28 protein-coding genes and 1 tRNA gene are annotated in these 25,688 nt (G+C 34.5%); 20 read left to right on the forward strand and 9 right to left on the reverse strand.

Annotated elements, in window-relative coordinates; all coding sequences use genetic code 11:
* The 4 genes from QMD61_08365 to QMD61_08380 form a co-directional block, all read left to right on the forward strand.
* Positions 1-456 (forward strand): isoprenylcysteine carboxylmethyltransferase family protein (locus tag QMD61_08365; GenBank protein MDI6724645.1); only part of this gene is annotated, 456 nt, incomplete at its 5' end.
* A 100-nt stretch (positions 457-556) separates the two neighbouring features.
* Positions 557-895 carry a DUF1905 domain-containing protein gene (locus tag QMD61_08370; protein ID MDI6724646.1) on the forward strand — a complete coding sequence of 113 codons (339 nt, stop codon included), beginning with the start codon at positions 557-559 and terminating at the stop codon, positions 893-895.
* Positions 896-1,054: 159 nt separating this feature from the next.
* Positions 1,055-1,678, forward strand: a complete 624-nt coding sequence (locus tag QMD61_08375) for a DUF998 domain-containing protein (protein MDI6724647.1) — start codon at positions 1,055-1,057, stop codon at positions 1,676-1,678.
* 40 nt (positions 1,679-1,718) lie between these two features.
* Entirely contained in the window at positions 1,719-2,474 is a 756-nt protein-coding gene (locus QMD61_08380; protein MDI6724648.1) for a methyltransferase domain-containing protein, read from the forward strand.
* A gap of 47 nt (positions 2,475-2,521) precedes the next feature.
* Here QMD61_08380 and QMD61_08385 read toward each other — a convergent pair.
* Positions 2,522-2,593: transfer RNA gene (locus tag QMD61_08385), tRNA-Gln, on the reverse strand.
* A gap of 160 nt (positions 2,594-2,753) precedes the next feature.
* Here QMD61_08385 and QMD61_08390 point away from each other — a divergent pair.
* The 5 genes from QMD61_08390 to QMD61_08410 all read left to right on the forward strand — a co-directional run bounded on the left by QMD61_08390 (position 2,754) and on the right by QMD61_08410 (position 6,742).
* Positions 2,754-3,422 (forward strand): methyltransferase domain-containing protein, encoded by a 669-nt coding sequence (locus QMD61_08390; protein MDI6724649.1) that lies wholly within the window; start codon positions 2,754-2,756, stop codon positions 3,420-3,422.
* A gap of 199 nt (positions 3,423-3,621) precedes the next feature.
* Complete coding sequence (locus QMD61_08395) at positions 3,622-4,302, forward strand: RibD family protein (GenBank protein ID MDI6724650.1); 681 nt, start codon at positions 3,622-3,624, stop codon at positions 4,300-4,302.
* A 49-nt stretch (positions 4,303-4,351) separates the two neighbouring features.
* Positions 4,352-5,188: an isocitrate lyase/phosphoenolpyruvate mutase family protein gene (locus tag QMD61_08400; protein ID MDI6724651.1), complete on the forward strand. Its 837-nt coding sequence runs from the start codon at positions 4,352-4,354 to the stop codon at positions 5,186-5,188.
* Positions 5,189-5,212: 24 nt separating this feature from the next.
* The gene (locus tag QMD61_08405; protein MDI6724652.1) at positions 5,213-5,824 is read left to right on the forward strand and encodes a transglutaminase family protein; all 612 of its coding nucleotides are present in this window, start codon (positions 5,213-5,215) and stop codon (positions 5,822-5,824) included.
* A gap of 114 nt (positions 5,825-5,938) precedes the next feature.
* Positions 5,939-6,742 carry a methyltransferase domain-containing protein gene (locus QMD61_08410; GenBank protein MDI6724653.1) on the forward strand — a complete coding sequence of 268 codons (804 nt, stop codon included), beginning with the start codon at positions 5,939-5,941 and terminating at the stop codon, positions 6,740-6,742.
* A 16-nt stretch (positions 6,743-6,758) separates the two neighbouring features.
* On the opposite strand, the gene QMD61_08415 is transcribed toward QMD61_08410, so the two are convergent.
* The 7 genes from QMD61_08415 to QMD61_08445 form a co-directional block, all read right to left on the reverse strand.
* On the reverse strand, positions 6,759-6,959 hold the full coding sequence (locus tag QMD61_08415; protein MDI6724654.1) for a DUF2795 domain-containing protein: 201 nt from the start codon (positions 6,957-6,959) through the stop codon (positions 6,759-6,761).
* Positions 6,960-7,213: 254 nt separating this feature from the next.
* Positions 7,214-7,522 carry a hypothetical protein gene (locus QMD61_08420; protein MDI6724655.1) on the reverse strand — a complete coding sequence of 103 codons (309 nt, stop codon included), beginning with the start codon at positions 7,520-7,522 and terminating at the stop codon, positions 7,214-7,216.
* Positions 7,523-7,667: 145 nt separating this feature from the next.
* Positions 7,668-8,237, reverse strand: coding sequence for a DUF429 domain-containing protein (locus QMD61_08425; protein ID MDI6724656.1), 570 nt, complete (start codon positions 8,235-8,237; stop codon positions 7,668-7,670).
* Entirely contained in the window at positions 8,224-8,745 is a 522-nt protein-coding gene (locus QMD61_08430) for a nitroreductase family protein (GenBank protein ID MDI6724657.1), read from the reverse strand. Before QMD61_08430 ends, QMD61_08425 begins: the two co-directional genes overlap by 14 nt.
* A gap of 162 nt (positions 8,746-8,907) precedes the next feature.
* Positions 8,908-9,696, reverse strand: a complete 789-nt coding sequence (locus QMD61_08435; protein ID MDI6724658.1) for a GNAT family N-acetyltransferase — start codon at positions 9,694-9,696, stop codon at positions 8,908-8,910.
* Between the two features lie 40 nt (positions 9,697-9,736).
* Positions 9,737-10,258 carry a nitroreductase family protein gene (locus QMD61_08440; GenBank protein ID MDI6724659.1) on the reverse strand — a complete coding sequence of 174 codons (522 nt, stop codon included), beginning with the start codon at positions 10,256-10,258 and terminating at the stop codon, positions 9,737-9,739.
* A gap of 91 nt (positions 10,259-10,349) precedes the next feature.
* The gene (locus tag QMD61_08445; GenBank protein MDI6724660.1) at positions 10,350-11,075 is read right to left on the reverse strand and encodes a class I SAM-dependent methyltransferase family protein; all 726 of its coding nucleotides are present in this window, start codon (positions 11,073-11,075) and stop codon (positions 10,350-10,352) included.
* A gap of 424 nt (positions 11,076-11,499) precedes the next feature.
* On the opposite strand from QMD61_08445, the gene psmB reads away from it, so the two are divergent.
* The 11 genes from psmB to QMD61_08500 all read left to right on the forward strand — a co-directional run bounded on the left by psmB (position 11,500) and on the right by QMD61_08500 (position 24,228).
* Positions 11,500-12,123: an archaeal proteasome endopeptidase complex subunit beta gene (psmB, locus tag QMD61_08450; protein ID MDI6724661.1), complete on the forward strand. Its 624-nt coding sequence runs from the start codon at positions 11,500-11,502 to the stop codon at positions 12,121-12,123.
* 105 nt (positions 12,124-12,228) lie between these two features.
* On the forward strand, positions 12,229-14,133 hold the full coding sequence (locus QMD61_08455; GenBank protein MDI6724662.1) for a beta-CASP ribonuclease aCPSF1: 1,905 nt from the start codon (positions 12,229-12,231) through the stop codon (positions 14,131-14,133).
* A gap of 285 nt (positions 14,134-14,418) precedes the next feature.
* Positions 14,419-15,447, forward strand: a complete 1,029-nt coding sequence (purM, locus tag QMD61_08460) for a phosphoribosylformylglycinamidine cyclo-ligase (protein ID MDI6724663.1) — start codon at positions 14,419-14,421, stop codon at positions 15,445-15,447.
* A 10-nt stretch (positions 15,448-15,457) separates the two neighbouring features.
* Positions 15,458-16,489, forward strand: coding sequence for an L-sulfolactate dehydrogenase (comC, locus tag QMD61_08465; GenBank protein ID MDI6724664.1), 1,032 nt, complete (start codon positions 15,458-15,460; stop codon positions 16,487-16,489).
* 154 nt (positions 16,490-16,643) lie between these two features.
* Positions 16,644-16,985, forward strand: a complete 342-nt coding sequence (locus QMD61_08470; protein MDI6724665.1) for a hypothetical protein — start codon at positions 16,644-16,646, stop codon at positions 16,983-16,985.
* 380 nt (positions 16,986-17,365) lie between these two features.
* Positions 17,366-18,238, forward strand: coding sequence for a formate/nitrite transporter family protein (locus QMD61_08475; GenBank protein ID MDI6724666.1), 873 nt, complete (start codon positions 17,366-17,368; stop codon positions 18,236-18,238).
* Positions 18,239-18,448: 210 nt separating this feature from the next.
* The gene (fdhF, locus tag QMD61_08480) at positions 18,449-20,554 is read left to right on the forward strand and encodes a formate dehydrogenase subunit alpha (GenBank protein ID MDI6724667.1); all 2,106 of its coding nucleotides are present in this window, start codon (positions 18,449-18,451) and stop codon (positions 20,552-20,554) included.
* 10 nt (positions 20,555-20,564) lie between these two features.
* On the forward strand, positions 20,565-21,758 hold the full coding sequence (locus tag QMD61_08485; protein ID MDI6724668.1) for a Coenzyme F420 hydrogenase/dehydrogenase, beta subunit C-terminal domain: 1,194 nt from the start codon (positions 20,565-20,567) through the stop codon (positions 21,756-21,758).
* A 113-nt stretch (positions 21,759-21,871) separates the two neighbouring features.
* Entirely contained in the window at positions 21,872-22,297 is a 426-nt protein-coding gene (locus QMD61_08490) for a hydrogenase iron-sulfur subunit (GenBank protein MDI6724669.1), read from the forward strand.
* A gap of 4 nt (positions 22,298-22,301) precedes the next feature.
* Positions 22,302-23,501: a Coenzyme F420 hydrogenase/dehydrogenase, beta subunit C-terminal domain gene (locus QMD61_08495; GenBank protein ID MDI6724670.1), complete on the forward strand. Its 1,200-nt coding sequence runs from the start codon at positions 22,302-22,304 to the stop codon at positions 23,499-23,501.
* Positions 23,502-23,700: 199 nt separating this feature from the next.
* Positions 23,701-24,228, forward strand: a complete 528-nt coding sequence (locus QMD61_08500) for a carbonic anhydrase (protein MDI6724671.1) — start codon at positions 23,701-23,703, stop codon at positions 24,226-24,228.
* Between the two features lie 250 nt (positions 24,229-24,478).
* On the opposite strand, the gene QMD61_08505 is transcribed toward QMD61_08500, so the two are convergent.
* Entirely contained in the window at positions 24,479-25,660 is a 1,182-nt protein-coding gene (locus tag QMD61_08505) for an MFS transporter (GenBank protein ID MDI6724672.1), read from the reverse strand.
* Positions 25,661-25,688: the final 28 nt, after the last annotated feature.

Raw genomic sequence — 25,688 nt, forward strand, 5'->3', positions numbered from 1 at the left:
GAAGACTGGTATTTCATAGTTATATCATCTTTAATCTTCTTTTTAGCCATAATTGTATCGATATGGGACTTTATTTTTATTGGGAAGATTAATTTTGGCATTATAAATGTTTTAGGACTAATTCTATTTTTAATAGGCTTAACAATTCGTTTAATTGGAAAAAGAACGTTGGGAAAATATTATTCATATGCTTTGAAAACATCACCAGATCATGAACTCATTCAAAAGGGTCTTTATAGGTATATCAGGCATCCTATTTATCTTGCAGTTATAATATATGGTTTAGGGGTTCCATTATTCTTTTCAAGCTTAGCTGGGTTTATTTTAATGCTTGGATTAATTCCTCTTATTCTTTACAGGATAAAAATTGAAGAAAAAATGTTATTAGGGGAATTTGGAGAGGAATATGAAGAATACATGAAAAAAAGCAAGAAAATAATTCCTTTTTTATATTGATAAGTGATATAATGATTTGCAGCGATCTAAAAATAACAAATACTAATCATTTTTAGATCATAATGTAATCAGAAGTGGAACTTTTTAGGGAATTAGGAACATGAAGGAATATGAATTCGATGCGGTTCTTTTAAAACATGAAGGGAGGAATGCAACATTTGTTGAGTTCCCCTATGATGTAGAAAAAGAATTTGGAGTTAAAGAACAGGTTAAAGTGCATGCAATGTTCGATAGGGTAGAGTACAGAGGCTCACTTGCAATAGGACATCATTGTCATATTTTAGGAGTTACACAAAAAATTCGTAAAGAAATTGGTAAAAATCCTGGAGGCACTATTCATGTTATTTTAAAACAGGATAGTGAGCCACGAATAGTAGAAATACCAGAAGATTTTCCCCGAAATCTTAAATCAGAAAAAAGAAGTGAAGGAATTCTTTGATTCGCTACCATATTCAAATAAAAAAGAATATGTTCTATGGATTACAACTGCTAAAAAAGAAAAAACACGCCAGAGAAGGCTGCAAAAATCATTGGATTTGTTGTTGGCTAAAGTTAAACATCCTTAAAACACATAAATTCAATTAATGGAGGAATTAATATGGTATCTTTTTTAGAAAAGCAACGAATATTTGCTCTTTGCGGCATCATTGCCCCAATTCTCTTCACATTTCTAGTGATTGTAGCGAGTTTTCTAAGAACAGATTATAATCAGATTTATAACTTTGTCAGTGATCTCGGTGTTGGTCCATATTCCATAATTCAAAACGTTAATTTCGTTATATTTGGTCTTCTGGTAATTGTTTTTTCGCTTGGGCTTCGAAGTGGTTTGTCAGTTTCTCAAGGAAGAGCCCTGAAAGCTGGAATATGGTTTGTAACGATATTCGGTTTAGGGTTGCTGTTTGCAGGGGTATTTCCTGAGGATTATCTCAGTGGAGTTCCACATAATCTGGTGAGTGCCACAGCATTTCTCACTATCATTGCAGCCCAGCTGCTGATCTGGAAAGGATTAAAAAATGCTGATAATTATATTTGGAGTAAATACAGGACATATTCACTAATAAGCGGGTTGCTATCAATTGTTTTGCTTTTAGTGCTTCGGGTGGCCATTGGCGACGACTATCAGGGATTGGCCCAGAGATTATTCCTTGCCGTGCCGTGGATATGGATTGAGGTTACAGGAATAAAACTTTATCTGATGGCTAAAAAAGAATATAATCATTAAATATTATTATAAGAATAAAATATTAAAATATGGTGATTAAATGAAACAATGGTACGAGGAGCTCTTTACAAATTACGCAAATAAGTATGAAAATGAAATTTTCACCCAAGGAACTATTGGAGAAGTTGATTTCATCGAGAAGGAGATAAACAAGAATAAAAACTGTAAAATACTTGATATAGGGTGTGGAACTGGTAGACATGATGTAGAACTTGCAAAAAGAGGATATAATGTTAGGGGAATTGATTTATCTGAATCCATGATAGAAAAAGCAATTGAAAATGCCAAAAATGCAAGGGTTAATATTGATTTCCAGATTGCTGATGCTAGAAATCCTCATTTTAATAATGAATTTGATCTGGTAATTATGTTATGTGAAGGTGGATTTTCTTTAATGGAAACTGACGAGATGAACTTTGAAATACTGAAAAATGCATCTAAAGCATTAAAAAAGAATGGAAAGCTAATATTTACTACATTAAATGGTCTTTATCCTCTTTATCACTCTGTTAAAGATTTCATCAATTCCAACGCGGTGGAAGGCATAAGTGAAGGGAATTCATTTGATCTCATGACTTTCCGCGATAAATCAACCTTTGAAGTGGAAGATGATGACGGTAATTTAAAAGTTCTGGAGTGTAATGAACGTTATTATGTGCCCTCTGAAATTACATGGCTTCTTAAATCCTTAAACTTCAACAAAATTGATATATATGGTTGCGAGATTGGAAATTTTAGTAGAAATGCTGAATTAACTACTGATGACTATGAAATGCTTGTTATAGCTGAATTTTGAGGATGTATAGGTTCAAATTAAAGAAAATATTGAAAATAAGTGAAAAATAGTCCCTGGCGGAGTCGAACCGCCGTCGAAAGGTCCAGAGCCTCACAGGATTGCCACTACCCCAAGGGACTTGGAAAAAATTATATTTCTATTTTCTCTATAAATATTTTTTGGGATAAAAATATTTTTCTTTATTTAAAAAACTAGTAATATTAATGATGATATATAATTTATTATCATAATGTTTCATATATTTAAAAACTATTAAATTGGTTTTTAATAGGTGAAATAATGGAAATGCCAATAATAATCCTTTTAGTGTCAATTCCAGGGTTCTTTATCTTTTTATGGGTTTTATTAAGTATTTTAGGTAGAATTCATCCATTTCCTGTACCTACATTCATGGGGAAGTATTTAGACAGTGATTATCGGAGAATAATTCAACCTCCAGATAAATTAATAAAAAGAAGCGGTATCTCAGGGGGAATGTATGTTTTAGAGGCTGGGTGCGGCAGCGGAGCATTTACAAATTATGCAGCAAGAGCTGTTGGAGATAAAGGAAAAGTATATGGGATTGATATTCAGGCCGAGATGCTGGAACAGCTCCGCATGAAATTAAAGCGATTTGAAAACATAGATATCCATAATATATTTTTAATAGAAGGAGATGTTTGTAAAATGCCATTTAAAGATAATTATTTTGACCTTGTCTATATGGTTGCGGTTCTTCAAGAAATTCCAGATAAAAAAAAAGCATTGCAGGAAATCAAGAGAGTATTAAAGCCAAATGGAGTTCTTGCAGTTACAGAATTTATTCCTGATCCAGATTATCCCCTTAAATCAACTACAATAAGACAATGCGAAAATGCAGGTTTCTTCTTTGATAATGTTGAGGGAAGCTTTATAAATTATACGGCACGTTTTATAAAGCCAGATTTTGATTTTGAGAAATTAAAATAGACTTACAATTTTTTTTATCAAATCCCACTTTAAAACTCATTTATTTCATTTTAAATAAAATAATAAAATTTAAGTAATTTGTGACTAAATTATTTAAATGAACCCTATTTATTCTATAATTTGGTAAGAGAGGATAATATGAAGGTTTTCTCTGATATATAATATGGATTATTTAAAATAATAAAAAGGAGTATTATATATGTTGCCTCATGTAATTTTATACAATGCTGTAAGCCTTGACGGGCGAATAACCGGTTTTAATGCAGATGTAGAGTTATACTATGAATTAGCATCCAAATGGGATATAGATGCGGTACTTATGGGAAGTAATACTGTGTTAGCCGGATTTGAAGTTGAATATGGCGCAATGTTTAAAGAAGACCTGGAATCTATTATTAACAGAGAAAAAAATCCAGAAGACACCAGACCTTATTTAATTGTTCCAGATAGTAAGGGAAAGATCAGAATATGGGCTGAATTATTTAAAATGCCTTATTTACGTGATATTATAGTTCTATGCTCCAAAAACACTCCTGAAGAGTATCTAAATTTTTTAAAGGAAAGAAATATTGATTTTATTATTGCTGGTAAAGATCAGGTTGATTTAAAAGAGGCATTGGAAAAATTAAATGATTTATATGGAATAAAATCTCTGAGGGTCGATAGCGGAGGTATTTTAAATGGAATTCTTCTTCGTGAGGGTTTAGCAGATGAAATTCACCTTTTGATCCATCCAGAACTCGTTGGTGGTATGAAGCTCAACTCCATATTCCATGAACCAGATATCAGTTCTTTAGAAGATGTTATAAAAGTTAAATTAGTACATATTGATAAATTAAGGGATGAAATAGTCTGGTTAAAGTACAAAATAAATAAATGAATTTATGGTATAAAATAAATTCAATAATTAAATTTCATCGGGTATTTCTATGGACAAAAGCAAAATGCTTAAAAAACTCTTAAATTCGGGAGAAACATTAATAATGCCTGATGCATACGACCCTGTAAGTGCTAAATTAATTCAAAAGGCAGGATTTAAAGCTGTACAATGCTCTGGATACAGTTTTTCAATTCAGGCAGGTTATAAAAGCGAAATGGATGTAAAACTGGATGAAAATATTGAACGAACCAAGAAAATAGTTAAATCAGTAGATATACCAGTAATGGCTGATGCTGAAGATGGATATGGGGGTCCTGAAGAAGTTTTAGAGACAGTTGATAGGTTTATACAGGCAGGAGTTGCCGGGTTGAATATTGAAGATCAGATTCCTGGTAAAAGCCCCTTATCACTCGTAAATGAAGATTTAATGGTACAAAAAATAATAGTAGCCAGAGAAACAGCAGAAGCTGAAGATAATCACGATTTTATAATTAACGGCCGTACAGATGCTCTAAAATCAATAGAAAACAGGGATGATGGGTTAGAAATTGCCATTGACCGTGCCAACCAGTATCTTGAAGCTGGAGCAGATTTAGCGTTTATAACATACATAGAAACACTTGACGAAGTAAAAAAAGCAGTAAATGGAGTTAGAGGGCCGCTGAGTGTTGCTGCAGGAATGCCTTATAATATAAATAATTTTTCAATAGATGATTTAAAAAAATGTGGAGTAGCGAGGATTAGTCTGCCCACACTTTTGATGTATTCAAGTCTTCAGGGGATCAGTAGCTCTCTTGAGTATCTAAAAGATGATAAACTCCAAAAATTTGCTGAAAATGGATCTTTATATCCGGGTGATGAGTTATTGAAATTATTACAAATTTAAATTATTTCTTATTCAGGCGATTTGATGGAATTTATAACGCAAAGCAACAATTTAAATGATTACTTGGAGTGTTCTGAGGTTATTGACTGTAATAATTTAGAAATTCAGGGAATTGCAAGTAATTTAAGTCAAGGGGCTGAAAATGAAATTGAACTTGTAAAAAGTACCTATGAATTTGTAAGGGATGAAATAAGACATTCCTCAGATGCAGGGAAGAGCAACGTTACATGCAAGGCTTCTGATGTCTTAAAATATAAACTCGGACTATGTTTTGGAAATTCTCATTTACTGGCAGCCATTTTAAGAGCTTTGGACATTCCAACAGGTTTCTGTTACCAGAAATTAGAATTTGACGTAGGATTTGGGTTACATGGATTAAACGCTGTTTTTATTAAAAGTATTCATAAATGGATTAGATTAGATGCTCGTGGAAATGAAGGTCCAGTAAACGCACAATTTAGTCTTGATAAGGAAATTTTGGCTTATCCAGTTGATGAAGAAAAAGGAGAAGTTGATTTTCTAACTATATATTCAGAACCTAATGAAAAGGTCATTGAGATATTGGAAGGGAGCAGGAGTCTAACAGAAGCAGTAGAAAAAATAATTAGCACTGATTGGTTAAAGATAGTCATTTAAGATAATATAATATTTCTCCAACGTACAAATATGTGCTATAAGGCTTTAAATAGCACTATATTTTATAATATGCATATATCAAATTGAATATTTTTTATTTTTAAAGTGATTATTATGAGAGAAGATTATGTTCATGGATATTCAAAAGAAGAAGCCAACAGACTAAGGGATCAGGCAAACACACTGGCTAATCTAATGCATGATGATACTCAATACCCTGCAGGATCCAGGGTTCTGGAGGCGGGTTGCGGTGTAGGCGCTCAAACAATAATGCTTGCAAAAAACAATCCAGATGCACAAATCACTTCCATAGATATTTCAGAGGATTCAATAAAACAGGCAAAATCTTTAGTTGAAAAAATTGGGTTTTCAAATGTAGAATTTCAGGTTGCAGATTTATTTGATTTGCCCTTTGAAGATGAAAGTTTTGATCATATTTTTGTATGTTTTGTACTTGAACATCTTCAAGACCCAGTATCAGCACTTAAAAGTTTGAAAAGAGTTCTTAAAACTGGAGGTTCAATAACAGTAATTGAAGGCGATCATGGGTCATGCTATTTTTATCCAGAATCAGAAGAAGCTGTTAAAGCATGGAATTGTCTTATTGAATGCCAGAAACGTTTTGATTGTAATCCAATGATTGGAAGAGAAATATATCCTCTTTTAATGAATTCTGGATTTAAAAATATAGTAGTAAATCCTAAAATAGTCTATGTTGACTCAAGCAAACCTCATCTGGTTGATGGATTCAATAAAAAAACAATCATTGCAATGGTAGAAGGAGTTAAAGAACAGGCTCTTGATTTAGGGTTAATGGATGCTGAATCATGGGAAAAAGGAATAAATGATCTTTATAAAACTACAGAATCTGATGGAGTATTTTTTTACAATTTCTTTAAAGGGAAAGGAATAAAATAAAAAATAAAATATTGGTTCATTCATGATATAACTCAGATCCAACCTTAATAACATCTTCCTGTGATTTATATTCCTTATCAGGAAGTGTTTCTAAAGCTGCAAGTACATTTCTGTCTGCATTATTTTTTTTAGCCTGTCCAATTAATTCATCCTTTTTTGCAGGGTAACGCATGCCCTTTAAGAAATTATAAACAGATTCTGGAGAAATTCCTTTCATATTATCACCTCAAATTTTATTTTAAAAATTTGTGGCCCTCGAAAACTTGTTTTCGGGGCATGCGAAAATTTCAATTTTCGCTGCAACAAAACATCAGTTTTGTGAGCATGTAAAAAATCATAGATTTTTGAGGGATTTCCAAAAGTTCAGAAAACTGCCAAAATCCTCAAAAACCAAAGCATATGAAAATATACAATTTTCATGGCGTGCAAAAAATCAAAGATTTTCATGCTTTCTTTCCTTTAACCTTCATTTTACATATCTCCAATAAAATTGGTCCCTTCCAACCTTCCTGAAAATTGTATATTTTCACCAAAATGAGTTAATGAATCTTCTTCTGCTTTTAAGAGCTTCTTTGTAGGTAATAGAACTTTCTGTTTTTCATGTTTTAAAATTAAACCATAATTAATAAGTATTTCTTCAATATCTCTTATTATATCGTCATTATATTCATGTAGCCGTTCCATGAGGGTTGTTCTAAATTTAAAAGTATCAACACCAGAATATTTGTGTGGATTTAAGATCTCGTATGTAGCCTTAATTACAGATTCCCGTCTCGTCATAAAAATAGTCTCCACATGTATTATGATCATAGTATAATAAAAATATTACTTTTTTAGACCATGATATTATTTAAAATGAAATTTTTATAGAATAAACACTTTTATGAAATACCTTTTAATCGGTTATCGCAACCTACAGCATGATCTAACATTTTGGAAGAATAATAATTCCCTCTTCTATATCTCCAAATTCCATGAATTCATTTTTAAAATAAAATATTCCTGCAATAACAAGCAAAGCAGCGTCCAGTTCATGTTCGCTGATATTTTTAGGTAAATCAAAATATTTACCAACTTCTCCGGAATTCCGGAGCCCTAAAATTTTTTGTATAGTCCCTGGATGAGATTCAATAACCTCATATTTTTTCTTTAACTCATCTGCAAGCTTGATTCCTCTTTCAGTAAGCATACGCATCCCGCGAAATGTTAAAGGCAATGTACGTCCGTATTTTCGCATTTCAACTTCAGCTTTTCTAAAGTGCCCTCCAACTTCACTGCAACTGCATTCATTACTTAAACAGCACCTGCCCTTTGGAAGTGAAAGAGGTGCATCAATTACAACTAAAGAAGGGCTTGCCTCGAATATAAAACTTAATATTTCATTATCTTCAAAAACAGTACTGAAACCAAGCTGATCTGAATTTAAAAAACAAATTCCAGTGGGATTTTCTGGTTTCCCCGCCAGATCAATCCCCACTATTTTAATATTTTTCATTGTGAATAACTTCTTTAATGCTCCTTCTTGGAGGCGCTTCTGGCTCTTCGTCAGGATATCCAAGGGGAATAAGCGCGACAGGCCTTAGATAGTCTGGTAAATTCAGTAAGTTTGCAATGTCCTCTTCCTTAAATGCACCAATCCATGCAGCACCTAATCCGAGTGCATAGGCTGAAAGCATCATGTTCTGGGCTGCACATGCTGCGTCCTGTATGCAGTAAAGTTCTCTACCTCTTTCACCGTATCTTGCACCAGCATTTGCCATATTGGCGCACATTACAATGACGACTGGGGCTTTAGCAATAAATTCCTGCACATAAGCCGCTACAGCTATCTGAACCTTTGTCTGATGATCTTTTACGACTACTGCATCCCAGCTCTGTAAATCTCCCGCAGAAGGCGCCCATATTCCTGCTTCAACTATTTTTTCAATTAATTCATCATCAGGAGTTTCTTCTTTAAACTGTCTGATACTTCTTCTACCTTTAATAGCTTCAAAAAGTTCCATATTATCACAACATCAACTGTTTATGCACATTTTTTATAAGATATATGCTAACATTTTGTAATTTATAGTTAATATAATTATGATTTTCAAAATTTTAACTACATAATTGTCTTTAAACTTGTTAATGTTCATATAAATTAAATATAATTGATATTGTGATGATTAAAAAGGATTTTCAAGTTTATAAATTTTTGTAGTGTAGTATTCTTTAAAACCAATTTTTTTATACAAGGGATAACCCATTTTACTTGCCTGTAAAATAGAGATATCATATCCTTCATCCATGGCTTTATTAAGGATGTAATAGACCATAGTTTTAGCCATCCCTTTCTCCCGAGCTTTCGGTATGGTTCCAATGTAAAATATACCTGCGGCTCCGTCTCCTTTAAAAAGTACAGATGATGATACAGGTTTGTCATTAAAAAGTCCAAGATAATAATGAAAATTAAGATTTTCAAGTCCAGCATTTATGAAATATTTTTTATAGGATTCAACAATAATAATTGGAAATTCAAAACTTTTTACAAGGACATCAGTCCAGATTTTTAAATCTTCTAAATTAAGAACTTCTTTTATAGTCATGCCTTCTGGAACATTAAATCTTTCAGGCACTGTTTTTAGGTCAATTGCCATTGCTCTCCAGTTATTTTGATAAGTAAAACCATGATCCTTTAAAATTTTTTTCAAGTTCTTTGGACGGGACATTGGAGTAACAAACCAGAGAACAGGTATTTTTAGCTCTTTAATCCTTGAAATTACATGTATAATATTTTTAGACGCGTTTAACTCACTGAAATTCGTCATAAAAATGCGGCTCTGCCAGTTTTTTGTAAATATATATTTAATTTCAGGTATATCAAGGACTTCATCCTTATTTAAACGCCCTAATTCGAGAAAAAATTCTGCAGTAGTATTATCAATCAAATTCACCAATTTACTTTGAGAATTCATATTATCACAAATAAACTACAAAAATTAATTTTTTGAAAATTCAATATTTTTCATGGTGAATGAATTCTTCAACATCGCCTCTTGATGGAGGAATAGGTTTCTCATTAGGATAACCTACTGTAATTAAAGCTACGGGCCTTACATCCTCTGGAATATCTAACAGATTTGAAACCACGTCTTCATCAAATTCACCATTCCAGCAAGCCCCTAATCCAAGTTCATGGATTTTTAGGAGCATATTCTGGGCTGCACATGCTGCGTCCTGTATGCAGTAAAGTTCTCGGCCTCTTTCTCCATATATGGCACCTGATGCCCTCTTATTAGCACATATTGCAAGTACCACAGAACATTCTGAAATGAATTCTCTTGAATAGCATGCAACTGCAAGTTGGGCTTTAATTTGATTATCTTTTATAACTATAACTTCCCAGCTTTGGGTATTTCCTGCAGAAGGTGCCCATACTCCTGCTTCCACTATTTTATTAATTAAATCATCATCAATTTCTTCATCTTTATATCTGCGAATACTTCTTCTTTCCCTGATGGCTTCATTAAGATCCACGTTAACACCACATTTTAATTTATATCGCTAAAATTAATACATTATGCTGCGATTAGCTTCAAAGGATATTTTTACAGTTTTAAATCATTCTTTAATTTATTTTTGCGTCAACCACAACATGATATACACCAGGAGAATATTTTTTAATTATCCTTTTTTTTAATATCTCCACATCGCGCTCTTTTGCAGCATCAATAATTCTTTGTGGGGGTCTTTTGAACTTTAGAAGGTCAGGGACAGATTCATGATAATGAATTATACCACCAGGCTTTACTATTTCCATCGCGGCATCCAGGAATTCGTGTGTATTTCCAATATATCCCATTAAAACCCTATCCGCAATTCCTTTAGGTGCTACTTCTCTACAATCACCTAATATTGGCTCTATAATACCTTCAGCCTTGTTAAGCATAATATTTTCGTTTAAATAACTATATGACACGGGATTTATCTCTATAGAATATATTTTTTCCGGATTTGAATGCACAGCCATTGGGATTGAAAAGTAGCCGATTCCGGCAAACATATCTACTACAATTTCTCCATCTTCAACGATTTTTGCGATTCTCTGCCGTTCAGTTGTGTTTCCCTTAGACCACATTATTTTAGCAACATCTAATTTGAAAAAACAGTGATTTTCACGGTGAATGGTTTCAGTACTATCTCCTACAAGAATTTCTACATCAGGCTCTCTTTTAACACCGTTTATTCGCCCTAATTTGACTATCCTTTTTACTTCGGGTAAATTTAGCAGTTCCTGTAAATTATCCGGTTCATTTTTTAAAACAAGGATGTCTCCGATGACTTTGCCCTTCATGTTAAATAGATATGTTTTATTCTGTTTTTAAATTTTATTATAGAATAATCAAAAACTATAAAAATTATAACTTATAAAAACTAAGATGAATAATGCAATTAATTGGTGTTATTTTGTTATAGCTATCTTTTTATCCAAAAATAATTAATATAATTTATTAAAAATTATTTAAAAATAATAAAATATGTCTAAATTTATCTTTAAAATCCATTCCATATTCTTTAATTTCAATTTATATACTTTAATAGGTTATATTGTGAAGAGAAAATAAAAAAATGGATTTAATTGGCTAATAGAATAAAAATAGAGCTTTAAAAATTAAAAATAGGGGATAGTATTACAAGTAATGTTTATATAATATGAACTCCAATATTAGGCATAGAAAACTATTTTTAATTTATTTGCATTTTTTTGAGGTGTATTCATGAATGATGAAAACAGATTAAAAGGCACTACAACTGTTGGTTTAAAATGTAGTGACGGCGTTGTATTTGCCACAGAAAGAAGGGCCACTATGGGTAATTTAATAGCCCACAAAGTCGCCGATAAAATTTTTAAAATAGATGATCATATCGGGGCTACAATAGCCGGTGGAGTAGGCGATGCCCAGAGCCTAATGAAATATATAAGTGCAGAAGTCACCCTTTACAGGTTAAGAAATGGTGAAAGAATAAGCGTTGAATCTGCAGCAACTTTAACAGCTAATATATTACATTCATCAAGATTTTATCCGTTCTATGTTCAAACATTACTGGGAGGAGTTGACGATAATGGTCCAGCATTGTTCTCACTTGACCCTACAGGCGGTGTTATAGGAGATAAAATGATTTCTACCGGATCAGGTTCACCAATAGCTTATGGTGTTCTTGAAGACAGATATCATGATGATATAGATACTGAAGAAGGGATAGATGTTGCCATAAGAGCAATACAGTCTGCAATGCAAAGAGATGCATTTTCAGGTAACGGAATCCTTGTTGCAACAGTAACTGAAGAAGGATTTAAAATGCTGCCTGAAGAAGAGGTAGAAAGAAGATTAAGAAAATAAATTAACTTTTTTTGACCCTAATTAAATTTATGTAAAATTAATATTATCAAATATTATAACTGTAAACCAAGTTTACGTTATTTCTATTTTTTTAGAAGTGATTTTATGGGTTCAGAGATTCAAGAAATAAAAAATACAATATTACAAAGACTTCCAACAAGAGTACAAGTAGCAAAAGTGGAATTTGAAGGTCCCGAGGTTGTAATATATACTAAAAATCCGGAGATCATAACAGAAAACGGATCGCTTATTAGGGATCTTGCAAAGGACATAAGAAAAAGGATAATAATTCGATCAGACCGTTCTGTCCTTACCGAACCGGAAAAATCCATCCAAAAAATCCATGAAATAGTTCCGGATGAAGCAAAAATAACAAACATTTCTTTTGATGAAGTTACATGTGAAGTTATAATTGAAGCAAGAAAACCCGGTCTTGTGATTGGTAAATATGGATCTACATCAAGAGAAATTGTTAAAGAGACAGGATGGGCCCCCAAAATCCTTAGAACTCCTCCAATTTCATCTGAAATTATTCAGAGAATTAGAAGAACCCTGAGGAAAAATAGTAAAGAGCGAAAGAAAATTCTGCAGACTCTTGGAAACAAAATTCATCGAAGCACCACAGCTGAGAATGAATGGACACGTTTAACATCCCTTGGAGGATTTAGAGAGGTTGGAAGGTCTTCCTTATTCTTACAAACCCCAAATAGTAAAATTTTACTTGATTGTGGAGTCAATGTTGCGGGGATTGATGATAAAAGTTCATATCCTTACTTAAATGTCCCAGAATTCGTGCTGGATGACCTGGATGCAGTGATTATTACTCATGCACACCTGGATCACTCAGGATTTTTACCATATCTTTTCCATTATGGATATGAAGGCCCTGTCTACTGCACAACACCAACAAGAGACTTAATGACGTTATTACAATTAGATCATATAGATATAGCTCACAGAGAAGATAGTCCTCTCCCATTTAACGTAAAACATGTGAAAAAATCCATTAAGCATACAATAACCCTTGATTATGGTGAAGTAACTGATATAGCCCCAGATATACGCTTAACTCTTCATAATGCCGGGCATATCCTCGGATCTGCAATCGTGCATATGCACATTGGGGATGGTCAGCATAACTTCGTTTACACTGGAGACTTTAAATTTGAAAGAAGCAGACTTCTTGAACCTGCAGTTTCCAAATTTCCAAGAATAGAATCGCTTGTAATGGAAAGTACATATGGTGGACATGGGGATGTGCAACCCACAAGAAATGACGCGGAAAAAGAGCTTATTAAGACAATTTACAGAACACTTGAACGTGGCGGAAAAATATTAATACCTGTTTTCGCTGTTGGAAGAGCTCAAGAGCTTATGATAGTTTTAGAAGAGTATATAAGACACGGAATCATTGATGAAGTTCCTGTATATATAGATGGGATGATATGGGAAGCAAATGCAATTCATACTGCAAGACCAGAATATTTAAGCAAGGATCTTCGTGATCAGATATTCCACATGGGCAGAAACCCATTTATCTCTGATGTATTCCATAAGGTCAATGGTATTGAAGAGAGGAGAGAAATAGTGGAAGGAGAACCATCCATAATTCTTTCAACCTCCGGAATGCTTACAGGAGGGAATTCTGTAGAGTATTTCAAATGGTTATGTGAAGATGAGAAGAGTTCACTTGTTTTTGTTGGTTATCAGGCAGAAGGCTCACTTGGAAGACGTTTACAGAAGGGCTGGAAGGAAATTCCACTTAAAGAAGAAGGAAAAACCAATGTATACAATGTAAAAATGGAAATAAAAACCATTGAAGGATTCAGTGGACACTCTGATAGAAAACAACTTATGGATTATGTGAGAAAATTATCTCCAAAACCAGAAAAAATCCTCATATGCCATGGAGATAACTATAAAACACTCGATCTCGCTTCAAGCATTTATAGATCATATAAAATAGAGACAAAAACTCCAATGAATTTGGAAACCGTCCGGATTCAATAACTATTTTTTCAATGGTGTTTAAAAATAAAGATTAAGCTATTGAAAATAAAATTTTTTATTTTTCTATATTTTAATTGATTCACTGTTTTTTTTCTTTTCTAATATCTAAAACTTTTTATTAGGGTCTAACCTAATAGTATTTATATTATCTTTATTTTGATATAGAGGAAATTTTTAATTTTCGAACCACAAAATTCGGAGAATTTTGATGTTGAAGAAATCGTAAATTTCCGAACCACAAAAAACAAGTTTTTTGAGGTTTTAAAAAATTATTTGGTGAATTACATGGTAACATATTCAGAATCAGGAGTTGATATTAATCTCGAGGAGGCAACAGTTTCTGCACTGGTTTCAGAAATTAAAAATACGCTTTCTTTTAGAGATGTAATTACAGAAAGTGGTCATTTTGCAGCACTTGTTAAATTAGGGAATAAAGCAATCGCCATGAGCACAGATGGAGTAGGGAGTAAGATTCTGGTTGCAAAAATGATGAACAAGTATGATACAGTTGGAATAGACTGTATTGCAATGGTTGTAAATGATATTCTCTGTGTAGGTGCAGAACCAATAGCCATGGTTGATTATCTGGCTGTAGAAAAGGCTGATCCAGAAATTGCAAGGGAAATTGGAAAAGGACTCGCAAGAGGGGCTGAAATGTCCATGATAGCGATGATTGGGGGAGAAACAGCATCTCTTCCTGAAATTATAAAAGATTTTGACCTTGCAGGTACAGGAATTGGAATTGTTGATGCAGACAAGATTATAACTGGAGAAAATATCAACGACGGTGATGTTCTTATCGGGATAGAAAGTAGCGGAATCCATAGTAATGGTCTAAGTCTTGCACGAAAGGTATTTTTTGATAAATTAAGTTTAAATGTGAAGGATGCTCTTCCAGATGATCCTGATACTACTGTTGGTGAAGAACTTTTAAGACCAACTGAAATTTATGTAAAACCAGTAGTTGATCTTTTAAATGAGGATATTGAAATTCATGGACTTGCCCATATAACTGGAGGCGGATTTCTAAACCTTAAACGTCTTAAAAAAGGTATAGGCTATGATATTAATAATTTACCTCAACCTTATTCTATATTTAAATCAATTTATAGTGCAGATGTGCCTTTGGAAGAAATGTACAGGGTATTTAATATGAATATTGGATTTGTAGTTATCGTTCCTCCAGAAGAGGCAGATAAAACTATAAAAATAATTAAAAAGCATAATAATGCCCATAAAATAGGTTTTGCTAAGGAAGATAAAGAAGAAAATATTAAAATTAAAGCCTTTAATGGAAACGTAATTAATTTATGAAGGTGTTTAGATGAATATAAAAGCTGAACAGGAAAGATCTATAATTATTGAAATTCTTACAAGAATGGATGTTCCAGCAGAACATGCAGAAATCGTCGCTGATGTGACTGTAGATGCAAATCTCAAGGGTTTTTCATCTCATGGACTGGGTAGATTCCCCCAATATGTTAAGGGACTTAAATTTGGAACCATAGTTACAGATGCAGAAATAGAAATTGAAAAAGAAACCCCTGCCATGGCAATTATAAATGGAAATCACATATTTGGTCATGTTGTTGCTTATAAAGCGATGAAAATTGCAATTGAAAAAGCAAGGGAAACAGGAATTGGAATTGTAGGGGTACATGACTCAAATCATTTTGGAGTAGCAGGATATTATTCTGATATGGCTATTATGGAAGACATGATCGGGCTTGTAATAGCAAATACTGAACCTGCAGTAGCCCCTATAGGTGGTAAAGAGCCTATTCTAGGAACAAACCCAATTGCAATTGGCATTCCATCAGATAAGTATTATATTTCAGTGGATATGGCAACATCTGCATCAGCAAGGGGTAAACTTATTGAAGCTATACGTAAGGGTCAGAAAATTCCTGAAAACGTAGCTCTTGATGCTGAAGGAAATCCTACAATAGATCCTGAAGCAGCTCTTAAAGGTTCAATTTTACCATTTGGGGCGCATAAAGGCTATGCACTATCCTTTATGATTGAAATTCTTGCAGGACCTCTTGTAAGGGCAGCAGCAGGCAAAGCTGTGACAGGAACAGCAAATCCTGAACAGATATGCACTAAAGGAGATTTGATGATGGCAATAGATCCTTCAAAGTTTGTAGATATCAATGAATTTAAAGAAGAAGTAGATAACCTGGTTGAGGAAATTAAAGGTTCTGGAGATACAATTTTTATTCCTGGCGATATGGAAGTATTGAATATTAAGAAAGCTAGAGATGATGGGATTCAAGTTGATGATAGGCTGTATGAACAACTTGTAGAGATTTCTAGGGAATTATCATTTGATCTGGAGGAACTACTGAATAAATAGTCAGCATTTATAGTTAATTGTTTATTCTTTTTGATTTTTATTTAATCTCCATTTTTTGTAATACTTTTTTTCTTTCTATTAAACATCAATAATAAATAAAAAGATTTATAAATATTAAAATAGATTTTAAATATCAAAGAATAGGGGTTATAACATGTCAGAAAAAACAGCAAAGGAAATAAAGGAACAGGCTAAAATTAATTTGAAAAAATCTTATAATGAACAATTGGAAGCCCACATGAAATGTGAGTTAGAGGATGAGCTTCAAGAAAAGTTATTTGATCATATAATAGGAATGTGTGAACTAAAAATTGATGAAGAGATAAAAAATCAGGTATATGGAAAAGAAGACGAAGAAATCAGCGAAGATATAAAAGAACAAATTTATGGTAAAGCTGATGAGGTAATGCAAAAAGAGATACACGATCACATAATTGGACAGGATGAAGAAGAAATTAAAAGAAAAATACGTGAACAAATATATGGAAAAGAATAATATAGTTCCTTTTTATTTTTAATTTTACATTATTCATTTTATTATTATTTAAATAAATAATATGATTTATGTTAAAACATTTAGATTCAATATTTTTTTATTATGAGTTTGCTCAAGCCTCTAACCGACAAGTATGTAAATACATGTCATTTATAAATTTTTCGATTTGTTTTTCTAACAATATTTTATATTCTGTGAATATTATCACTTAATATGAATATTCATGAATATTCATGATAATTCGTGAAATCTTAATAATTAATAGGATAAATTGAGATTAATTATGGGTTTCATGAAGACTTTCATTAATATTTATAATATATCTTGAATAACTTTCATGAATATTCATGTACATAAGATATAAAAAGGAGGTCGAATAGATGGCATCATCTTTTAAGTCACCTGCAGACACAGCAAAAGCATGTGTAGGTATAGCAGCTCTAAAGGAAACCGCTCCTTTAAGTAATTTGCTAATTTTAAGCTTTTTAGCAGGTGCATACATTGCTTTTGGAGGTCTTTTAGCCGAAGTCGTTACAGGAGGTCTAGTAGCGGCAGGTGCTCCAGTAGGAATAAATAAGCTAGTCTTTGGTGCAGTGTTCCCAGTCGGATTGATGCTGGTCGTTATAGCCGGTTCCGAACTGTTTACAGGAAACTGTATGTACATGCCTTTAGGTGTACTTCAAGGAGAGGCAAGTATTGTGGGCCTTCTCCGAAACTGGATAGGAAGCTGGGTTTTCAACCTTGTAGGTGCTCTTTTTGTAGCATACTTCTTAGCAGTGGCTACAGGTATTTTAGCAGCACCACCATGGGAAGCTGCAGCAATAACAATAGCTAAAACCAAATCTCTCGGCGGAGCATCATTTGTAGCAGCAGGTAAAACCGTTAAATCTATAACATGGACTCAAGCATTCTGGAGAGCTGTAGGTTGTAATTGGCTTGTATGTTTAGCTGTTTACTTGGCTATTGCCTCAGATGATATTATTGGTAAAATACTTGGAATATGGTTCCCAATATTCGCTTTCGTTGCAATAGGATTTGAGCACAGTGTAGCAAATATGTTCTTCATACCTGTGGGAATATTCCTCGGCGGCGAAGTTACATGGGCACAATTCTTCATAAACAATATGATACCAGTAACCATTGGTAACATCATAGGTGGAGCAGTATTTGTAGCTATGATTTACTGGTGGACCTATCTAAGAGGAACAGCAAAGCCAAAAGCAGAAGCTCCAGCTGAAGCTAAAGCTAAATAAAATGGTAAGGTCTTATCAATCCTTCCATTTTTCATTTTTATTTTTTTCGACTGAAAAAGAAGGATACACTTAAATTTTAAGATAAGAATTAAGGGGAAAATATCAGCAGCGCGTTTACTTTGATTATGGGTAATAAAAATTCAAAATAAACGACTATAAAAAATTCACTATCAATATCGTATATTTATTCTTAATAAAAGGAGGTAAACAATGGATATCCAATATACTCCAACTACATGTCCATACTGTGGATGTGGTTGTGGATTTAATTTAGTAAGTGTAGACGGAAAACTTGAAGGTGTCGAACCATGGAAAAGAAACCCTGTAAATGAAGGAAAATTGTGTCCAAAGGGTAATTTTTCATATGAATTTGTTCACAGACCTGACAGGTTAACCACACCTTTGATAAAAGAAAATGGTAAGTTTAGGGAAGCAACATGGGATGAAGCTTTAGACATGGTTGCATCCAAACTAAATGAAATAAAAAGCGTAGATCCAGAAGCTCTTGCGTTCCTTTCATCAGCAAGATGTACAAATGAGGAAAACTACTTAATGCAGAAACTTGTGCGTACCGTAATAGGAACACACAACATAGACCACTGTGCAAGGTTATGTCACGGTCCTACAGTTGCAGGACTTGCCCAGACCTTTGGATCAGGGGCTATGACCAACCACCTTAAGAGTATACAATTCGCGGATGTTATATTCATAATCGGATCTAACACCCTGGAACAGCACCCTCTAATGTGGAGAAGAGTCTTACAGGCAAAAGCTGCTGGAGCAAAATTAATTGTTGCAGATCCAAGATTTACACCTTCTGCAAAAAAAGCTGATTTATACGTACCATTTAAATCTGGAACAGACGTGGCATTAATGAATGCTATGATGAATGTAATAATTTCAGAAGGGCTTGAAGACAAAGAGTTCATAGAAAAAAGGACAAAGAACTTTGAAGAACTGAAAGAAGTTGTCATGAAATATCCTCCTGAAAAGGTATCAGAAATAACTGAAACACCAGCAGAGTTAATTAAAGAAGCTGCAAGAATGTATGCAAACGCAGATAATGCAGGTATTATCTACTCCATGGGTATAACTCAACACCACACAGGTACAGACAACGTTATGTCCACATCCAACCTTGCAATGATTACAGGTAACATTGGAAGGCCAGGAACTGGAGTTAACCCACTAAGAGGTCAAAACAACGTTCAGGGTGCATGTGACATGGGAGCGCTCCCTGTTGTGTACCCTGGATATCAAAAAGTCATAGAAGAAGAAATGGCAGAGAAAATGACTTGCGCATGGGGATGCAGCGACTTAGGATGTAAACCAGGGCTTACTGTAGTTGAAATGATGAACGCAGCGCATAATGGAGATATTAAAGGTATGTACATAATGGGTGAAAACCCAATGATCTCAGACCCTGACATTCAGCATGTTAAGGAATCTCTTGAAAACTTGGACTTTTTAGTTGTGCAGGATATTTTCTTAACAGAAACAGCTGAATTAGCAGATGTAGTACTTCCTGGAGCTTCATGGGCTGAAAAAGATGGAACATTCACAAGTACAGAAAGACGTGTGCAATACATAAGAAAAGCAGTTGACTCACCAGGTGAAGCAAAACCTGATTGGGAAATACTCTGTGATGTTGCAAAGAAAATGGGATCTGATTTATTCAACTTTGACTCACCACAGGATGTATTTGAAGAAGTAAGAACAGTTACACCTCAATATGCAGGTATGAACAAAGAAAGACTGGAAAAACCAGAAGCACTGCACTGGCCATGTCCAGATGAAGAACACCCAGGAACTCCTATACTCTGGGGAGAACAATTTGCAACTCCAGATGGGCTTGGAGTACTCATGCCAATCGAGTTTATTCCAGCTGCTGAGCTTCCAGATGAAGAATATCCATTTACACTCACAACTGGACGTATGCTGTTCCACTGGCACACTGGTAGTATGACCAGAAGATCAGAGACATTGGACAATGAAGTTCCAACAGGTTTTGTTGAAATCAACCCAGAAGATGCTGCTGAACTTGGTATAAAAGATAAAGAATTCGTAAGCGTTAAAACACGCCGTGGAGAAGTTACAATCAAGGCAAAAGTTACTCCAGACATCATGAAAGGAGTAATATTCATACCATTCCACTTTGTAGAATGTGCAGCAAACATGCTCACCAGCGGGGCAGCATTAGATCCTGCAGCTAAAATGCCAGAATTTAAAGTATCTGCAGCAAGCGTTACAAAATTAGATCCTGCAGTAAAAATGCCAGAAGTAACTCCAAAAAGTGCTTACGATGTAGGTAAATAGGGGTGATCACATGGTTCAAGTAAACGACAAATATTATGCATTGTCAAGCAATGAGGAAATAGCAGAGAGCGGAGAATGCGGAGGAGCAGTAACAACCGTACTAAAGTTTTTACTTGAAGATGGTATTGTAGATGCAGTTTTAGCTGTTAAGAAGGGTGCAGACCTTTATGATGCAGTACCTACTTTAATAACTGACCCAGAGAAAGTCATAGAATCAGCAGGTTCTCTACACTGCGGTACATTAAACATGGCAAAAGTCGTTTCTAAATACCTCAAGGGTGCAGAAGATATTAAAATAGCTGTCACCACAAAACCATGTGATGCAATGACACTCAGAGAACTTATGAAAAAAGATAAGGTTAATGAAGAAAACGTTGTGATGGTTGGATTAAACTGTGGTGGAACTTTACCTCCAGTTCAGACTATTGAAATGATAGAAAAAATCTACAAACTGGATCCAGAAACTGTTATCAAAGAAGAAATTGCCAAAGGTAATTTAATCATTGAAACAGCAGATGAGGAAAAAGAAATAAGTGTAGATGAACTGGAAGATGAAGGATTCGGCCGAAGAACAAACTGTAGAAGATGCGAAACCAACATACCTAAAATGGCAGACTTAGCTTTGGGTAACTGGGGTGTTATAGGACCTCTAGCTGGTAAAGCAACCTTTGTTGAAGTATTTTCTGAAAAAGGTGCAGACATCTTGGAAAAAGCCATTGAATCTGGAGCTTTAGATGTACAGGATCCTATACCTAAGGGTATTGAGATACGTGCAAATATAGACAAAGCAATGGTAAACCTTGCTAAAAAATGGCAGGGTAAAGACTTCCAAGAAAATGGTGGAGACCTCCTTACCATTGTAGCACGATATCAGAACGAACTTAGCAAATGTATAAAATGCTTCGGTTGTAGAGAAGCATGTCCTCTCTGTTACTGTGCTGAATGTACATTGGAGGCCAATGGTCCTGAATGGGTATCTAAAGGTGAACTTCCACCATCACCAATGTTCCATCTGGAAAGATTGGTTCATATGGTAGATTCCTGTACTAATTGTGGACAGTGTGAGGAAGTGTGTCCTGGTGAGATTCCACTTGCAAAAATCGCACATGAAATAAACTCTAAACTACAGGAAGACTATGGATACATCAGAGGAATGGATGAAACAAAACCACCGCTTTCTTACTTCCCAATGCCCAGTAAATAACTGGAGAGTGTAAGAGAGATAAGAAGTGAGGATATCCTCACTTCAAATTAAATTTTTCATGTTCAACGTTAAGAAAATAAATGAATTGTATAAAAATACCAGGAGAAGATATTATGGGATGGGAACCTAAAATAATAGTTTTTTGTTGTAACTGGTGTTCATACGGTGGAGCAGACACTGCAGGTACCGCAAGGATGCAATATCCTCCAAACGTGCGAATAATAAGAGTGATGTGTTCTGGAAGAATAAATCCTCTATTTGTCTTAAAAGCGTTTGACGAGGGAGCAGACGGAGTAATGGTCGCAGGATGCCACTTTGGAGATTGCCACTACGACAGAGGAAATTATGCCTGTGATCGTAGAATAAAAGCTCTAAAAACAGTTATGGATACCATTGGAATTGAGGAAGGAAGATTTTATCTTGATTGGATATCTGCATCAGAAGGTGAAAAATTCGCCAATGCAATGCGGATGGTAAGTGATAAGGTAAAAGAACTTGGTCCTTTCTCTTGGAGAAAAAATAAAGCGGAGATCGGGTGATTAAATGGTTAAAGTAAATGATATGTATTATGCATGGTCTCCAGATGATGAGATAGCTGAAAGTGGAGAGTGCGGTGGAGCTGTAACATCCATAATGAAATTCTTACTTGAAGATGGTATTGTAGATGCAGTTTTAGCTGTTAAGAAGGGTGCAGACCTTTATGATGCAGTACCTACTTTAATAACTGACCCAGAGAAAGTCATAGAATCAGCAGGTTCTCTACACTGCGGTACATTAAACATCGCTAAAACGCTTAATAAGTATCTCAAAGGCGCAAAAGATATGAAAATTGCTGTTACAACCAAGCCTTGCGATGCAATGACCATTGTAGAGCTCATGAAAAGAAATCAGATAGAAAGAGATAATGTTATAATGATTGGAGTTAACTGTGGTGGAACTTTACCTCCAGTTCAGGCTCGTGAAATGATAGAAAAATTCTACGAAATCGACCCTGATGCTGTTGTTAAAGAAGAAATTGCCAAAGGTAACTTAATCATAGAAACTGCAGATAATGAAGAAAAGGAACTCAGTATTGATGAACTGGAAGATGAAGGATTCGGCCGAAGAACAAACTGTAGAAGATGTGAAAACAACATACCTGTAATGTCAGACCTTGCCATGGGTAACTGGGGTGTTGTAGGTCCTATGGCTGGTAAAGCAACCTTTGTTGAAGTATTCTCAAATAAAGGCGTAGAGGTCTTAGATAAAGCTATAAAAGCAGGAGCTTTAAAAGTAAAAGATCCTGAACCTAAGGGTATTGAGATACGTGCAAATATAGACAAAGCAATGGTAAACCTTGCAAACAAATGGCAAGACAGGAACTTCGGAGAAGAAGGTGGATTACTCTCTCTTGACGAGTACATGGATGAATTTGAAAAATGTATCAAGTGTTATGGTTGCAGAGAAGCATGTCCACTGTGTTTCTGTGTAAAATGTTCCATTGAGTCACAATCTAATGAATGGGTAGGAAAAGGAGAACTTCCACCATCACCAATGTTCCACTTTGTAAGAATGCTGCATATGGTGGATTCTTGTACTAACTGTGGACAGTGTGAGGAAGTGTGTCCTGCTGAGATTCCACTTGCAAAAATCTTCCATAAGATAAATGTCCAGATACAGGATAAATTTGATTATCACCCTGGATATGACATTGAACAGAAACCACCTCTTTCTATAATCGACAAAGAACCAAGTGAGGAATAAACACTCACTATTTTTATATTTTTTTAAATGAACTAAAAATGGAAAACACTGAAACTAATCAACTTATAAATTCAGTAAACCCCAAAATAAAGTCGATAAATGGATTGTATTCTATTTATGAAACTAATACACTCAAAATCACCTCTTGTGAGTAATTTTAGTTTCAGAATGTGGTTTACTTAACACATTCGGTGATAATATGATGCTTAAAGAAGTACTGGAAGCCAATGAAAATTTTGTTAAAGATTTTGAACCTAAAAAAATGAGTCACATGCCTCAGAAGAAGTTAGCTATTGTAACATGCATGGATACAAGACTCACAGGGTTTTTGGAACCTGCAATGGGAATTGAAAGGGGAGATGCAAAGATAATAAAGAATGCTGGTAATGCCGCGGTTGACAGAGATGTTATAAGATCCGTTGCAGCAGCAATTTATGCTCTTGGTGCTGAAGAAGTCATGGTTGTTGGACATTATGACTGCGGAATGGCAAATGTAGATCCCGAAAAGCTCATTGAAACCATGAAAGCACGGGGCGTGGATGAGAAAACACTTTCAGAAGTTGATATTAAAGAATGGATGGGTGCAATTGATGGTGAAGAGGAGAACGTATTAAATGTAGTAGAAAAAATAAAAGAGTCTCCATTTATCCCTGATGATGTACCAATACATGGTTTAATAATAGACCTTTATGACGGTAAATTGAAAGTTTTAGCCGAAGGTAAATAATTTTTATATGCTCATTCCGTAATGCAAATTTTGCATTAATTGTAGTGGCTATTAAAACTTGAATTTAAATCTAATTTATCCTCAGCCAAGAATCCAATTAGCATTCAAGCAAAATAGCACTACACCCGTAATGAGCATATACTTTTTTAAATTAGATAATTCAGTTTTTATACTTTTCTGATGTTATATAATTTTCCATAGTCACAATTTATTCTCAATTAATAGGATGTAACAAACTAAAAAAATAGTGTTACTTTATTTTTAATATTGAAATAAAAAATGGGATAGATATAAGTTGTATCAAAACGGAGAAGATAACCACATATATTATAGAAAAATTGTATAATATGCCTATGAATAAGCTTCCAAAGAACCATGAAACGCCATAAATAGTATTAAAAACGCCATATGCGGAGCCACGTCTTTTTACAGTGGACATAACTGCAACTGAAGACCTCATTATAGATTCCTGAGCCCCCATACTTATACCCCATAGTCCTATTCCCAGGAATGCCATATAGAAATTGCCTAAAAATACTAATGGGGCAAAGAGTGAGGAAAATAAAGCCACCACGATCATGATGGATAATCCCACCTTATCAAATAATTTTCCAAATACCAGAGCTGCAATGGCATCCACGCCCATAGCAACCGCATAAAAGGTAGGTATTAAACTTGAAGAGACCAAGGCAGTTTTCTGGAAATGGTAAGCAATGAGAGCAAAGTCAGCAAAACCTGCTGCAATTAAGGATGCTGCTATTACATATAGCCAGTAAGCTCTCTTAAATCCTTTTGTATCTAACTGAGGAATTTCGACTTCTAAATTGTGGGGATGAGGATAAAGAAATCTGGAAATCACCAGTACTAAAATAGATAGTATGGCCGGCATTAAGAGAAATGCAAATCCTATCTGGTAACTTCCATAATAGAAAAGAACAGCTGCAACGATCAAAGGACCCAATATTGCTCCAATTTGATCTAAAGCCTCATGCAGACCAAAACCAACTCCATGACCTACCTGACTGCATGCATGGGACAACATAACATCTCTTGAAGGTGTTCGAAGGCCCTTTCCCATCCTTTCAGCAATAATCAATATTGCAGCCAATTCCCAGCTTCCAGCCAAAGCTAAAAGAGGCACAGCTACCATAGTGATCAGATAACCGCTCATGGTGATAATCCAGTAATTGCGAGTACGATCAGTGAGATATCCTGATAAAAATCGCAACATATAACCAATCAATTCACCTAATCCTGCTACAAATCCTACCGTAACTGCACTAGCTCCTAAAATAGCTAAATATGGGCCAGTTATACTTCGTGCTCCCTCATAGGTCATGTCCGCAAATAGGCTCACTATCCCCATGAGGATAATGAATTTAAGGGCATTATTGCCCATGATATCTTGATGTCTTGGGATTTTTTCCATCATATTTATTATCCTTCTTTTACAATATTTT

This window comes from Methanobacterium sp. (assembly GCA_030017655.1).
GTDB lineage: Archaea > Methanobacteriota > Methanobacteria > Methanobacteriales > Methanobacteriaceae > Methanobacterium_D.

Bases quoted from the DNA above. Each gene is read 5' to 3' on its own strand.
- QMD61_08370 (MDI6724646.1), top strand. From the start codon at position 557: ATGAAGGAATATGAATTCGATGCGGTTCTTTTAAAACATGAAGGGAGG.
- QMD61_08375 (MDI6724647.1), top strand. From the start codon at position 1,055: ATGGTATCTTTTTTAGAAAAGCAACGAATATTTGCTCTTTGCGGCATC.
- QMD61_08380 (MDI6724648.1), top strand. From the start codon at position 1,719: ATGAAACAATGGTACGAGGAGCTCTTTACAAATTACGCAAATAAGTAT.
- QMD61_08390 (MDI6724649.1), top strand. From the start codon at position 2,754: ATGGAAATGCCAATAATAATCCTTTTAGTGTCAATTCCAGGGTTCTTT.
- QMD61_08395 (MDI6724650.1), top strand. From the start codon at position 3,622: ATGTTGCCTCATGTAATTTTATACAATGCTGTAAGCCTTGACGGGCGA.
- QMD61_08400 (MDI6724651.1), top strand. From the start codon at position 4,352: ATGGACAAAAGCAAAATGCTTAAAAAACTCTTAAATTCGGGAGAAACA.
- QMD61_08405 (MDI6724652.1), top strand. From the start codon at position 5,213: ATGGAATTTATAACGCAAAGCAACAATTTAAATGATTACTTGGAGTGT.
- QMD61_08410 (MDI6724653.1), top strand. From the start codon at position 5,939: ATGAGAGAAGATTATGTTCATGGATATTCAAAAGAAGAAGCCAACAGA.
- QMD61_08415 (MDI6724654.1), bottom strand. From the start codon at position 6,959: ATGAAAGGAATTTCTCCAGAATCTGTTTATAATTTCTTAAAGGGCATG.
- QMD61_08420 (MDI6724655.1), bottom strand. From the start codon at position 7,522: ATGACGAGACGGGAATCTGTAATTAAGGCTACATACGAGATCTTAAAT.
- QMD61_08425 (MDI6724656.1), bottom strand. From the start codon at position 8,237: ATGAAAAATATTAAAATAGTGGGGATTGATCTGGCGGGGAAACCAGAA.
- QMD61_08430 (MDI6724657.1), bottom strand. From the start codon at position 8,745: ATGGAACTTTTTGAAGCTATTAAAGGTAGAAGAAGTATCAGACAGTTT.
- QMD61_08435 (MDI6724658.1), bottom strand. From the start codon at position 9,696: ATGAATTCTCAAAGTAAATTGGTGAATTTGATTGATAATACTACTGCA.
- QMD61_08445 (MDI6724660.1), bottom strand. From the start codon at position 11,075: ATGAAGGGCAAAGTCATCGGAGACATCCTTGTTTTAAAAAATGAACCG.
- psmB (MDI6724661.1), top strand. From the start codon at position 11,500: ATGAATGATGAAAACAGATTAAAAGGCACTACAACTGTTGGTTTAAAA.
- QMD61_08455 (MDI6724662.1), top strand. From the start codon at position 12,229: ATGGGTTCAGAGATTCAAGAAATAAAAAATACAATATTACAAAGACTT.
- purM (MDI6724663.1), top strand. From the start codon at position 14,419: ATGGTAACATATTCAGAATCAGGAGTTGATATTAATCTCGAGGAGGCA.
- comC (MDI6724664.1), top strand. From the start codon at position 15,458: ATGAATATAAAAGCTGAACAGGAAAGATCTATAATTATTGAAATTCTT.
- QMD61_08470 (MDI6724665.1), top strand. From the start codon at position 16,644: ATGTCAGAAAAAACAGCAAAGGAAATAAAGGAACAGGCTAAAATTAAT.
- QMD61_08475 (MDI6724666.1), top strand. From the start codon at position 17,366: ATGGCATCATCTTTTAAGTCACCTGCAGACACAGCAAAAGCATGTGTA.
- fdhF (MDI6724667.1), top strand. From the start codon at position 18,449: ATGGATATCCAATATACTCCAACTACATGTCCATACTGTGGATGTGGT.
- QMD61_08485 (MDI6724668.1), top strand. From the start codon at position 20,565: ATGGTTCAAGTAAACGACAAATATTATGCATTGTCAAGCAATGAGGAA.
- QMD61_08490 (MDI6724669.1), top strand. From the start codon at position 21,872: ATGGGATGGGAACCTAAAATAATAGTTTTTTGTTGTAACTGGTGTTCA.
- QMD61_08495 (MDI6724670.1), top strand. From the start codon at position 22,302: ATGGTTAAAGTAAATGATATGTATTATGCATGGTCTCCAGATGATGAG.
- QMD61_08500 (MDI6724671.1), top strand. From the start codon at position 23,701: ATGATGCTTAAAGAAGTACTGGAAGCCAATGAAAATTTTGTTAAAGAT.
- QMD61_08505 (MDI6724672.1), bottom strand. From the start codon at position 25,660: ATGATGGAAAAAATCCCAAGACATCAAGATATCATGGGCAATAATGCC.